This is a genomic window from Neisseria arctica (genome assembly GCF_022870905.1).
Classification (GTDB): domain Bacteria; phylum Pseudomonadota; class Gammaproteobacteria; order Burkholderiales; family Neisseriaceae; genus Neisseria; species Neisseria arctica.
Genome location: NZ_CP091510.1, coordinates 1,598,064 through 1,611,198 on the forward strand (window position 1 = coordinate 1,598,064; position 13,135 = coordinate 1,611,198).

The 13,135-nt window shown below is 44.9% G+C and carries 6 protein-coding genes, 2 tRNA genes, 3 rRNA genes and 1 pseudogene; 5 read left to right on the forward strand and 7 right to left on the reverse strand.

Annotated features, from left to right (window positions below; translation table 11 throughout):
• Positions 1-52: 52 nt before the first annotated feature.
• Positions 53-1,432: an argininosuccinate lyase gene (argH, locus tag LVJ86_RS07390; protein ID WP_047761450.1), complete on the reverse strand. Its 1,380-nt coding sequence runs from the start codon at positions 1,430-1,432 to the stop codon at positions 53-55.
• A gap of 49 nt (positions 1,433-1,481) precedes the next feature.
• On the opposite strand from argH, the gene LVJ86_RS07395 reads away from it, so the two are divergent.
• Positions 1,482-2,513: a sensor histidine kinase gene (locus LVJ86_RS07395; RefSeq protein WP_047761449.1), complete on the forward strand. Its 1,032-nt coding sequence runs from the start codon at positions 1,482-1,484 to the stop codon at positions 2,511-2,513.
• Positions 2,514-2,630: 117 nt separating this feature from the next.
• Here LVJ86_RS07395 and LVJ86_RS07400 read toward each other — a convergent pair whose 3' ends face one another.
• Positions 2,631-3,590: an acetyl-CoA carboxylase carboxyltransferase subunit alpha gene (locus LVJ86_RS07400; protein ID WP_047761448.1), complete on the reverse strand. Its 960-nt coding sequence runs from the start codon at positions 3,588-3,590 to the stop codon at positions 2,631-2,633.
• A 242-nt stretch (positions 3,591-3,832) separates the two neighbouring features.
• Between LVJ86_RS07400 and LVJ86_RS07405 the strand changes: the two genes are divergently transcribed.
• The 3 genes and pseudogenes from LVJ86_RS07405 to LVJ86_RS07415 form a co-directional block, all read left to right on the forward strand.
• Positions 3,833-4,240, forward strand: coding sequence for an RNA-binding S4 domain-containing protein (locus LVJ86_RS07405; RefSeq protein ID WP_235284618.1), 408 nt, complete (start codon positions 3,833-3,835; stop codon positions 4,238-4,240).
• A 190-nt stretch (positions 4,241-4,430) separates the two neighbouring features.
• Positions 4,431-5,264, forward strand: coding sequence for a KPN_02809 family neutral zinc metallopeptidase (gene ypfJ / locus LVJ86_RS07410; protein WP_047761447.1), 834 nt, complete (start codon positions 4,431-4,433; stop codon positions 5,262-5,264).
• A 90-nt stretch (positions 5,265-5,354) separates the two neighbouring features.
• Positions 5,355-5,669: pseudogene (locus tag LVJ86_RS07415) on the forward strand (thiamine ABC transporter substrate-binding protein); the annotation flags it as partial.
• Positions 5,670-5,832: 163 nt separating this feature from the next.
• Here LVJ86_RS07415 and rrf read toward each other — a convergent pair.
• The 5 genes from rrf to LVJ86_RS07440 form a co-directional block, all read right to left on the reverse strand.
• Positions 5,833-5,945 (reverse strand): 5S ribosomal RNA (rrf, locus tag LVJ86_RS07420).
• Positions 5,946-6,079: 134 nt separating this feature from the next.
• Positions 6,080-8,970: ribosomal RNA gene (locus LVJ86_RS07425) — 23S ribosomal RNA — on the reverse strand.
• A 466-nt stretch (positions 8,971-9,436) separates the two neighbouring features.
• Positions 9,437-9,512, reverse strand: a tRNA-Ala gene (locus LVJ86_RS07430).
• Between the two features lie 64 nt (positions 9,513-9,576).
• Positions 9,577-9,653: transfer RNA gene (locus LVJ86_RS07435), tRNA-Ile, on the reverse strand.
• Positions 9,654-9,734: 81 nt separating this feature from the next.
• Positions 9,735-11,275, reverse strand: a 16S ribosomal RNA gene (locus tag LVJ86_RS07440).
• The 16S, 23S and 5S rRNA genes sit together here with 2 tRNA genes alongside, the layout of an rRNA operon.
• Positions 11,276-12,014: 739 nt before the next feature.
• Here LVJ86_RS07440 and hemB point away from each other — a divergent pair.
• Positions 12,015-13,022, forward strand: coding sequence for a porphobilinogen synthase (gene hemB / locus LVJ86_RS07445; RefSeq protein ID WP_047760432.1), 1,008 nt, complete (start codon positions 12,015-12,017; stop codon positions 13,020-13,022).
• Positions 13,023-13,135 lie beyond the last annotated feature (113 nt).

The window sequence follows — 13,135 nt, forward strand, 5'->3', positions numbered from 1 at the left end:
GACATCAATAAAACAACACCTGACAAATTGCCAGGTGTTGTTTTATATAATCTTATGCTAGCAAATTACGCCAACGCTGTACTTGTAAACATACTTGCTCCGGGGCTGTTCCGCCCAAATGGTTTCGAGCCTGTAAACTACCTTCGGGAGTCAATACACTGTAAACATCCTCAGCAATCAGAGCTGAAAAACCTTGCAACACCTCTAAAGAGAGTTCACTCAAATCTACACCTTGCATATCTGCATGACGTACCGCCAGAGCTACTACTTCATGACTGTCACGGAAAGGCATTCCTTTTTTCACCAAATAATCAGCCAAATCCGTAGCTGTTGCAAAACCCTGCATAACAGCCGCCCGCATATTATCCGGCTTCACAGTCACGCCCCGCATCATATCAGCATAAATACGCAAAGTATCAATTAACGTATCTACCGTATCAAAAAGTGGTTCTTTATCTTCCTGATTATCTTTGTTATAAGCCAATGGTTGTGATTTCATCAGCATAATCAATCCGGTAAGATGGCCAATTACACGACCTGACTTACCTCGCACCAGCTCCGGTACATCCGGGTTTTTCTTCTGAGGCATAATACTTGAGCCTGTACAGAATCTATCCGCAATATCGATAAAACCAAAACGCGGGCTCATCCATAGAATTAACTCTTCCGAAAGACGGCTTAAGTGTACCATTACCAAGCTGGCCGCTGCAGTAAACTCAATGGCGAAATCACGATCAGAAACGGCATCTAATGAATTTTGGCAGATCTGTTCAAAATCTAACAACTTAGCTGTTGTTTCGCGGCAAATAGGATAAGTAGTGCCCGCCAAAGCCGCAGCCCCTAAAGGCATTCGGTTGACCCGTTTACGACAATCAGCCATACGTTCGTAATCTCTTCCCAGCATCTCTACATAAGCCAACATATGGTGGCCGAAGCTAACCGGCTGGGCAACTTGCAAATGTGTAAAACCAGGCATCACTACATCAGCATTTTGTTCGGCCAAATCTAATAATGCGGCTTGCAAATCACGAATCAATTGTTGAATGGTGGTAATTTCATCACGTAACCACAAACGAATATCCGTAGCTACTTGATCGTTACGGCTACGCCCTGTGTGCAAGCGCTTGCCTGCATCGCCGATTTTCTCAGTTAAGCGGCGTTCGATATTCATATGAACATCTTCCAAATCTAATGACCAAGGCATCTCACCGCCTTCTATTTCTGCTATAATTTCAGCCATTCCTTGGCAAATCGCAGTCAAATCAGACTCGCTCAAAACACCTGCCTGCTGCAACATTTTTGCATGTGCCAAAGAACCTTGAATATCCCATTTGGCCAAACGTTTATCAAAGTCGATTGAACCAGTATATTTTTTAACCAGTTCGGAAACAGGCTCATTGAAACGGCCCGACCAAGTTTTACTGTTGTTCATTTAGTTATATCCATCTAAAAATATTGTTACAGATTAAGGTTGATTGTTCATGGCTATTATACGTCAAATAGCATCTTGTTTTGCAATTCCGGACATGCGCAATGCAAGTACTATCTCGCGACTGATTATCCTATCGACTACAGCTTGCTTTCTTCTGCCAATATTAAGCTATCCTTACGATAGCTATATAGAAATGCTTATTGAAACAGTAAGCTGGGCCGTTCCCATGATGATTTTTTCCACATTACTGGGTTTCCCTTTATGCCATCGTCTGTCTAAATATTCTCTAGGGCCATTCTTTTGGTATATCAGCCATCTCCCTATTTTTGCTGTAACAGAATATTTTATAGTGCCTCCCCCTCACCATTACTTATCACATTTCGTCCAATTTACTGTTTTCTTCTTTTTATGTATGTATATTGAAGCCAACCGTATTTACAAACTTCAGCCTGCCTTATCGGAAGCGCGTTTAACAGCCTTAACGGCTCGTATCCGCCCACACTTTTTATTTAATAGTCTGAATGCGGCCATCAGTCTCATCCGTCTGCGCCCATATGATGCTGAAACACTACTCGAAAATCTAGCCAACTTATTTCGAGCACAACTAAAAGATGGAAATCAAAACAGCACCTTGGGGCAGGAAATCGAATGGGCTCAAGAGTATATTGCAATTGAACAAATCCGTATGGGGCATACCCGCTTACAAGTCATGTGGCAGCACAATGCCCCTGATAATGCCATTACTCCTCATTTGCTTTTACAGCCGCTTTTGGAAAATGCTGTATTTCATGGTGTCGAATCCAGCCACCGTCCGGGTTTGATCTCTGTGCTTACTCAACAAGAGCGCAACTGGATCTATATTTGCATTGAAAATCCATATATTCCCCCAAGTGATCCTAATAATGCAAAGCCGCATAAAGGAAATTCAATGGCTTTAGTTAATTTAAAAGAAAGGCTATCGCTGCTTTACGATAAAGATGCCTGGTTAAAATGTAAACAAGAAGATGGTGTTTTTCGAGTAGATATTCGTATACCCTATCGAAAAAAAGAACAGAGTGATGTGCAACGCTTATTCGGTTAATTTATAGCTAACTTCATATAAATATTATTTATATTTCATATAACATAAGGGCCGTCTGAAAACATTTTCAGACGGCCCTTATGTTATATGAAGCTATTCAGTTGAAAATACTTTTATTTATTTTCCAACAAACTGGCCATAAGCCATAATTCGATCAAAACGTCTAGTCAATAAATCCCCCATAGTCAGGCTCTGAGCTTCACGTAACTGCTCAGCCAATACTTCCTTCACACGCTTGGTGATTTCTTCATGGTTGCGATGTGCACCACCTAAAGGTTCTTCGATAATGCGATCAATAAGCTTCAACTCAAACAAGCGCTTGGCAGTAATCCCCAAGGCTTGTGCAGCATCGGGAGCTTTTTCCGCAGTTTTCCATAAAATAGAAGCACAGCCTTCGGGAGAAATAACTGAATAGGTAGAGTATTGCAGCATATTCACATAATCGCCTACAGCAATTGCTAAAGCCCCTCCTGAGCCACCCTCACCGATAATAGTACATAAAACCGGCACTTTCAAACGTGTTAATTCATATAGATTACGCCCAATTGCCTCCGATTGTCCGCGCTCTTCTGCTCCGATACCCGGGTAAGCTCCCGGCGTATCAACAAAAGTCATAACGGGCAAATTAAATTTTTCTGCAGTCTCCATCAACCGTAATGCTTTACGATATCCTTCAGGACGCGGCATACCGAAATTACGACGAATTTTTTCTTTGGTATCTCGTCCTTTTTGATGACCTATGACTACAACACTTTGTCCATTAAAACGAGCCAAACCTCCGACAATAGCCTTATCGTCAGCAAAATGGCGATCTCCATGTAATTCTTCAAAATCAGTAAAAATTGCATCAATGTAATCAAAAGTATAAGGTCTTTGAGGATGACGGGATACTTGTGAAATTTGTGCCGGAGTCAACTTATTAAAAATAGATTTGGTCAGGTCTGTGCTTTTTTTCTGCAAACGGGTAATTTCATCGGAAATATCAACCGCAGATTCGCCTTGCACAAAACGCAATTCATCAATTTTCTTAGTCAATTCGGCAATAGGTTGTTCAAAGTCAAGAAAAACAGGTTTCATAATATAACTGCCACTCTTTATTATTAAAAGATTTTTACGTAATCATACGCGAAGATATGCTTTTTAGCAGCATTTACATGCATGGTTTTCACTATTTAGCATTAACGCCCAACTGTGCTACCTAAAGTTAGAGTATTTAGGTGATATCCAAATCAAAAACTTAACAAATTAGTGCTTTAATACTACTCCTAAAGAATATGCTAAACTTTATATTTATGCAACTGATATGCCCCGATACATATATGAAATCTACTTCTGAGAATCATGCCCATAACTCTATGCGTTTAGATAAATGGCTATGGGCTGCTCGTTTTTTCAAAACACGAGCACTTGCACAAAAACATATTGAACTTGGTAGAATACAAGTAAATGGCGCTAAAATAAAAAATAGTAAAAGTATTAATGTAGGCGATACTATTGATCTAACATTAAACTCATTACCATACAAAATCAAAGTGTTGGCACTAAATCACCAACGCCGACCAGCCTCTGAAGCTCGTTTACTTTACGAAGAAGATGAAAATACAGCACTCAAACGTGAGCAGCAAAAACTTTTAGATCAAGCCAGCCGGATTAGTGCCACCTATCCGGAAGGCCGCCCTACGAAACGTGACCGTCGGCAGTTAGATAAAATTAAACGGGATTGGTAAAACTTACCCATCCCAACTATAGAATAAAACATGAAAAACCTACTCACACTTAGCACATATACACACCTAAATAAAAATTATCTTTTTGATATTAGTATTTTTAAACCTTATATACTATTAATACAACATTCAATATCAACAATATCAAATTATTCTAAGTAAGGTACTTAATTTTAAAAGGATCGCAAAAATGCGCTGGGAAGGAAGAAAGCAAAGCTCAAATGTAGAGGATCGTCGTGGGCAGCGCCATATTAGTGGAAAAAGCACAGGTATAATCGGACTCATCGTATTATTAGTAGGTGCCTACTATGGTATCGATTTATCCGGGGTTGTAGGTACGCCTAGTATTGGCAATGCAAGCATACAACAATCTTCTTTAAGCACCGAACAAGAAGCTCAATTAAATGAGCTATCACGAGTAGTTCTAGCCGATACAGAAGATACTTGGCGAGAATATTTTTCAAAAAATGGATCTGAATATTCGCCTCCTACTCTTACTCTTTATAATGCTGGTACACAAACAGCATGTGGTACTGGACAAGCTGCAATGGGGCCATTTTATTGTCCTGCTGACCAAAAAATATATTTAGACTTATCCTTTTATGAAGATATGCAAACAAAACTCGGTGCATCAGGTGATGCTGCCTTTGCCTATGTAATTGCACATGAAGTTGGCCATCATGTACAAAACCTTATGGGTATATTGCCCCAAGTAAATCAGGCACAGCAAAGCACTGACCAACGTCAGGCGAATGCACTCTCTGTTAAGTTAGAGTTACAAGCTGATTGCTTTGCAGGCATTTGGGGAGCACATGCGATTTCACAAAATTTATTTGAACAAGGAGACTTGGAAGAAGCATTAGCTGCTGCAGAATCTGTAGGTGATGATCGCCTACAAACACATAGTCAAGGTTATATTATGCCCGATAGCTTCACACATGGTTCTTCTGCTGATCGTATGGCCTGGTTTAAACGTGGTGTACAAAGTGGTAATATAAATCAATGTAATACTTTCAACTCTTAATTTTTTAATTCAAATATAACCTCAATTTATATGCCACCTAAATTTTTTCGGGCGGCATATTGCTTTTTAATCATTCCTATAACTAACTGTCGATACAGGGTTCCGCCGACAGGGAACCTGCTACTCAAAGGAGGCGTTTACCGTCAGGTAGAAGGCGCGGCGGTATTAAGAGGAGCGGCCCAACCGGCACTGGCCGGCAAGCTGGTGGCCTTTCTACAGGCCCCCGAGGCGCAACAGGCGCTACCCGCCGAAATGTGGGTCTACCCAGCCATCAAAGGCACCCGCCTTCCTCTCGCCTTTAGCTTTGCAGAGCCGCCGCCGGAGCACAGTACGCCCGGTTACAGCACCATCACCCGCAAACAACAGCAGTGGGTCAACCGCTGGATACGCACGGTTTTGCGCTAAAGCTAAGTATGCAGGACCGAAGCAAAGCCAAACAGCCGTACAATCCCCATAGATTGTACGGCTGTTTTTAGAAATCAGTATTTTTTAGTTTGTTTACTTGTTAGTTTGCTTTTCAAGAAGCAAATTAAAAGCCCCGGCTTTACCGGGGCTTTTAGGAATGGGTGTCTGGCAGTGACCTACTTTCACATGGGAATCCACACTATCATCGGCGCTGAGTCGTTTCACGGTCCTGTTCGGGATGGGAAGGCGTGGGACCAACTCGCTATGGCCGCCAGACTTAAACTGTCAAATTGATAAAGCCGTTATGGAAGGTTTATTCCACTTATTTATTATTTAATCAACGGTGATGGTATCTTTATAATCAAGACTTACATAAGCTTTTTCATTTCGGGCAAAGCCCTTCAAATGATAGAGTCAAGCCTCACGAGCAATTAGTATCGGTTAGCTCCATGCATTGCTGCACTTCCACACCCGACCTATCAACGTCCTGGTCTCGAACGACTCTTTAGGGTGGTTAAACCACCAGGGAAGTCTCATCTTCAGGCGAGTTTCACGCTTAGATGCTTTCAGCGTTTATCTCTTCCGAACTTAGCTACCCGGCTATGCCACTGGCGTGACAACCGGTACACCAGAGGTTCGTCCACTCCGGTCCTCTCGTACTAGGAGCAGCCCCCGTCAAACTTCCAACGCCCACTGCAGATAGGGACCAAACTGTCTCACGACGTTTTAAACCCAGCTCACGTACCACTTTAAATGGCGAACAGCCATACCCTTGGGACCGACTACAGCCCCAGGATGTGATGAGCCGACATCGAGGTGCCAAACTCCGCCGTCGATATGAACTCTTGGGCGGAATCAGCCTGTTATCCCCGGAGTACCTTTTATCCGTTGAGCGATGGCCCTTCCATACAGAACCACCGGATCACTATGTCCTGCTTTCGCACCTGCTCGACTTGTCGGTCTCGCAGTTAAGCTACCTTTTGCCATTGCACTATCAGTCCGATTTCCGACCGGACCTAGGTAACCTTCGAACTCCTCCGTTACTCTTTGGGAGGAGACCGCCCCAGTCAAACTGCCTACCATGCACGGTCCCCGACCCGGATAACGGGTCTGGGTTAGAACCTCAAAGACACCAGGGTGGTATTTCAAGGACGGCTCCACAGAAACTGGCGTCTCTGCTTCAAAGCCTCCCACCTATCCTACACAAGTGCCTTCAAAGTCCAATGCAAAGCTACAGTAAAGGTTCACGGGGTCTTTCCGTCTAGCAGCGGGGAGATTGCATCTTCACAACCATTTCAACTTCGCTGAGTCTCAGGAGGAGACAGTGTGGCCATCGTTACGCCATTCGTGCGGGTCGGAACTTACCCGACAAGGAATTTCGCTACCTTAGGACCGTTATAGTTACGGCCGCCGTTTACTGGGGCTTCGATCCGATGCTTGCACATCTTCAATTAACCTTCCAGCACCGGGCAGGCGTCACACCCTATACGTCCACTTTCGTGTTAGCAGAGTGCTGTGTTTTTAATAAACAGTCGCAGCCACCTATTCTCTGCGACCCTCCGATGCTTACGCAGCAAGTGCTTCACATTAGAGGGCATACCTTCTCCCGAAGTTACGGTATCAATTTGCCGAGTTCCTTCTCCTGAGTTCTCTCAAGCGCCTTAGAATTCTCATCCTACCCACCTGTGTCGGTTTGCGGTACGGTTCTGATTTAGCTGAAGCTTAGTGGCTTTTCCTGGAAGCGTGGTATCTGTCACTTCAACTCCGTAGAGTCTCGTTATCACTTCTCGGTGTTATGAAAGTCCGGATTTGCCTAAACTTTCCACCTACCGGCTTGAACGACCTATTCCAACAGGCCGCTGACATAACCTTCTCCGTCCCCACATCGCACTAAATCAAAGTACGGGAATATTAACCCGTTTCCCATCGACTACGCATTTCTGCCTCGCCTTAGGGGCCGACTCACCCTACGCCGATGAACGTTGCGTAGGAAACCTTGGGTTTTCGGCGAGCGGGCTTTTCACCCGCTTTATCGCTACTCATGTCAACATTCGCACTTCTGATACCTCCAGCAACCTTCTCAAGTTACCTTCTTCGGCCTACAGAACGCTCCCCTACCATGCTAATAAATTAGCATCCGCAGCTTCGGTTATAGATTTGAGCCCCGTTACATCTTCCGCGCAGGACGACTCGACCAGTGAGCTATTACGCTTTCTTTAAATGATGGCTGCTTCTAAGCCAACATCCTGGCTGTCTGGGCCTTCCCACTTCGTTTACCACTTAATCTATCATTTGGGACCTTAGCTGGCGGTCTGGGTTGTTTCCCTTTTGACAACGGACGTTAGCACCCGCTGTCTGTCTCCCGAGGAACAACTTGATGGTATTCTTAGTTTGCCATGGGTTGGTAAGTTGCAATAACCCCCTAGCCATAACAGTGCTTTACCCCCATCAGTCTCTTACTCGAGGCACTACCTAAATAGTTTTCGGGGAGAACCAGCTATCTCCGAGTTTGTTTAGCCTTTCACCCCTATCCACAGCTCATCCCCGCATTTTGCAACATGCGTGGGTTCGGACCTCCAGTACCTGTTACGGCACCTTCATCCTGGCCATGGATAGATCACTCGGTTTCGGGTCTACACCCAGCAACTCATCGCCCTATTAAGACTCGGTTTCCCTACGCCTCCCCTATCCGGTTAAGCTCGCTACTGAATGTAAGTCGTTGACCCATTATACAAAAGGTACGCAGTCACGGAACAAGTCCGCTCCCACTGTTTGTATGCATCAGGTTTCAGGTTCTATTTCACTCCCCTCCCGGGGTTCTTTTCGCCTTTCCCTCACGGTACTGGTTCACTATCGGTCGATGATGAGTATTTAGCCTTGGAGGATGGTCCCCCCATATTCAGACAGGATTTCACGTGTCCCGCCCTACTTGTCGTATACCTAGTACCATCATTGCAATTTCGAATACGGGGCTATCACCCACTATGGCCAAGCTTCCCAGCTTGTTCTTCTATCGCAACAATTATCATATACAGGCTCCTCCGCGTTCGCTCGCCACTACTTACGGAATCTCGGTTGATTTCTTTTCCTCCGGGTACTTAGATGGTTCAGTTCTCCGGGTTCGCTTCGCTTATCCTATGTATTCAGATAAGGATACTCAGCAAGCTGAGTGGGTTTCCCCATTCGGACATCGCGGGATCATAGCTTTATTGCCAGCTCCCCCACGCTTTTCGCAGGCTTACACGTCCTTCGTCGCCTATCATCGCCAAGGCATCCACCTGATGCACTTATTCACTTGACTCTATCATTTCAAGAACCTTTTTGACTTCGCCTTCATCCCGTTGACTAGGCAATCCGGCTTAAGGCACTTACTTTGATAAAGCTTACTGCTTGTTGTGTACCGATCCTGCCTTTTGTTTTTCAGGACCGGTTGATACAATCATCACCCAAATACTGTGATCGAATTGCTTATTAAATACTCAGCAAGGCTTTTCTTTAAAGTTTGAAAAAAAGCAGTTGCAACCGCTTCTTTCCCAATCCGACCAACATTGTCTTTGTTTGTTGATTTCGGCTTTCCAATTTGTTAAAGATCGATGCGCTTTCCAAGCAACTTCTTACATATGCAATACAACATATGCCAGCCGCTGGCTTACTTCGCAAATCAAAATGAGCTGGCCATTATAACAGCCAACTTCTGAAAGTCAACTAAAAAGAAGCTTTTTCGCGCTTCTTCACTTCAACTTTCTTTCGCTTTGATTTGCAAAGTATGGTGGAGGCAAACGGGATCGAACCGATGACCCCCTGCTTGCAAAGCAGGTGCTCTACCAACTGAGCTATGCCCCCAGTATCGGGTATCCTGGCCCTTCGCTTTCCAAATCCGCTACCGGACTCTTCTGCTTCATGCGTTTGGTGGGTCTGGGAGGACTTGAACCTCCGACCCCACGCTTATCAAGCGTGTGCTCTAACCAGCTGAGCTACAAACCCAAGGCCTTGTTTACTTCCTTTGCATCTCTAATTCCACAGCTTACCGATAAGTGTGAATGCCTTAAACCTCTTCTTCTCTAGAAAGGAGGTGATCCAGCCGCAGGTTCCCCTACGGCTACCTTGTTACGACTTCACCCCAGTCATGAAGCATACCGTGTTAAGCGGGCTCCCGAAGGTTACCCTACCCAATTCTGGTATCCCCCACTCCCATGGTGTGACGGGCGGTGTGTACAAGACCCGGGAACGTATTCACCGCAGTATGCTGACCTGCGATTACTAGCGATTCCGACTTCATGCACTCGAGTTGCAGAGTGCAATCCGGACTACGATCGGTTTTCTGGGATTGGCTCCGCCTCGCGGCTTGGCTACCCTCTGTACCGACCATTGTATGACGTGTGAAGCCCTGGTCATAAGGGCCATGAGGACTTGACGTCATCCCCACCTTCCTCCGGCTTGTCACCGGCAGTCTCATTAGAGTGCCCAACTAAATGATGGCAACTAATGACAAGGGTTGCGCTCGTTGCGGGACTTAACCCAACATCTCACGACACGAGCTGACGACAGCCATGCAGCACCTGTGTTACGGTTCCCGAAGGCACCCCTCCGTCTCTGGAGGGTTCCGTACATGTCAAGACCAGGTAAGGTTCTTCGCGTTGCATCGAATTAATCCACATCATCCACCGCTTGTGCGGGTCCCCGTCAATTCCTTTGAGTTTTAATCTTGCGACCGTACTCCCCAGGCGGTCAATTTCACGCGTTAGCTACGCTACTAAGGTATCAAGTACCCCAACAGCTAATTGACATCGTTTAGGGCGTGGACTACCAGGGTATCTAATCCTGTTTGCTACCCACGCTTTCGAGCATGAACGTCAGTGTTATCCCAGGGGGCTGCCTTCGCCATCGGTATTCCTCCACATCTCTACGCATTTCACTGCTACACGTGGAATTCTACCCCCCTCTGACACACTCTAGTCACCCAGTTCAAAACGCAGTTCCCAGGTTGAGCCCGGGGCTTTCACATCTTGCTTAAGTAACCGTCTGCGCTCGCTTTACGCCCAGTAATTCCGATTAACGCTCGCACCCTACGTATTACCGCGGCTGCTGGCACGTAGTTAGCCGGTGCTTATTCTTCAGGTACCGTCATAAGCTCAGGGTATTAACCCAAACCCTTTCTTCCCTGACAAAAGTCCTTTACAACCCGAAGGCCTTCTTCAGACACGCGGCATGGCTGGATCAGGCTTTCGCCCATTGTCCAAAATTCCCCACTGCTGCCTCCCGTAGGAGTCTGGGCCGTGTCTCAGTCCCAGTGTGGCGGATCATCCTCTCAGACCCACTACTGATCGTCGCCTTGGTAGGCCTTTACCCCACCAACTAGCTAATCAGACATTGGCCGCTCGAATAACGCGAGGCCCGAAGGTCCCCCGCTTTCCTCCTCAGAGCGTATGCGGTATTAGCCATCCTTTCGGACAGTTATCCCCCATTACTCGGTACGTTCCAATGTATTACTCACCCGTTCGCCACTCGCCACCAAAAGAGCAAGCTCTTTCGTGCTGCCGTTCGACTTGCATGTGTAAAGCATGCCGCCAGCGTTCAATCTGAGCCAGGATCAAACTCTTATGTTCAATCTCTAACTTTTTAACTTCTGGTCTGCTTCAAAGAAACTGACAAAGCGTAGATAATCTACATCTTGTCTGTTTTTGTCGCAGTGTGAGGCCCAAGGCACTCACACTTATCGGTAATCTGTTTGTTAAAGAGCAAGACCGAAATTATAAACCACCAAAATTTTATCTGTCAAGACTAAAAGCAACCAATCCGTTTACTCAAAATCCCAACCGTGGTACAATCTACAGTCAGTTTTATTCACCGCCTCAGCAGCGAAGAACCGAACTATACACAACCCAAACAAAATCCGTCAACCCCCAAAACAAAAAATCCCCCAGAAAAAATTGCACCCATCTGTTTTACAACAGAATTTTTTATAACTAAAAATAGACAAAACAGAGGATGCCGCCCATCGGAAACTTCATACCTCTTCGACACCCAAACTCACCCGCACCGCTACCCATTCACCTTCAGCCCCCTAGCAAAAACACTACAGTTACCCTCTCTTCCTCTTCCATGAATAGAGCTGCTAAATAATTTTAATTATTTAAATCTTAAATCATAGGGCTAATTGTTGGATAACTTAAAATAATCAATATTTCTTAATATTTTTAGCCAAATCCTAAAAATTATGCCGTCTGAAAAAAATTAAACACGAATACTTTATACACCCTTGCATTGGCCTAACTTTGTTTTTCGTACTTAAGCATACTACAATGTTTAAGTTAACCTGCTCCAAATGGAATCTTAAATCAAATGATGAAAACTCCTTACCGAACATTTCCACTCTCACGTATGCGCCGTATGCGCAAAGATACTTTTTCTAGGCGCTTGATGCGCGAGCATACCCTTAATACAAGTGATTTGATTTATCCCGTCTTTGTACTGGAAGGCTGCAATCAAGAAGAAAATATTGCTTCTATGCCCGGAGTAAAACGCCAAAGCTTGGATAAATTACTTTTTACTGCCGAAGAGGCCGTAAAGCTAGGCATTCCTATGCTGGCACTATTTCCCGTTATCAAAAACAATAAAACTGCCTCTGCCGAAGAAGCCTACAACCCCGAAGGTTTAGTGCCTACCGTTGTACGCAAATTACGCGAAACTTTCCCTGAGCTTGGCATCATGACAGATGTCGCCCTAGATCCTTATACAATACATGGGCAAGATGGTTTGATTGATGAAAATAATTATGTTTTGAATGATGAAACAATCGACGTATTAATCAAACAGGCATTAGCGCATGCAGATGCAGGCGCTCAAGTGGTTGCACCTTCTGATATGATGGACGGCCGTATTGGTTTCATCCGCCAAGCTTTGGAAAATGCAGGGTATATACACACCCGTATCATGGCTTATTCTGCAAAATATGCGTCAGCATTTTATGGCCCTTTTAGAGATGCGGTGGGCAGTGCAGTCAATTTAGGTAAAGCCGATAAATTTACTTATCAAATGGATCCCGCCAACAGCAACGAAGCTTTACACGAGGTTGCCTTGGACATTCAAGAAGGCGCAGATATGGTAATGGTAAAACCCGGCCTGCCTTATTTAGATATTGTCCGCCGTGTAAAAGATGAATTCGGTGTTCCTACATATGCTTATCAAGTATCTGGTGAATATGCCATGCTACAGGCAGCTATACAGAACGGCTGGCTGGATGGCAACAAAGTGATTTTAGAAAGTCTAATGGCATTTAAACGTGCCGGAGCAGACGGTATTCTCACCTATTATGCTCTTGAAGCCGCCCGTCAGTTATATGCACAGAAATAAATATCTTACTATCTGTCGTACCATATTTTAAAGCGCAAAGCCGTCTGAATATTTTCAAACGGCCTCTTTTAAATTACTGCACGCACCAATAAAATTTGTTATAAAAGTTACAT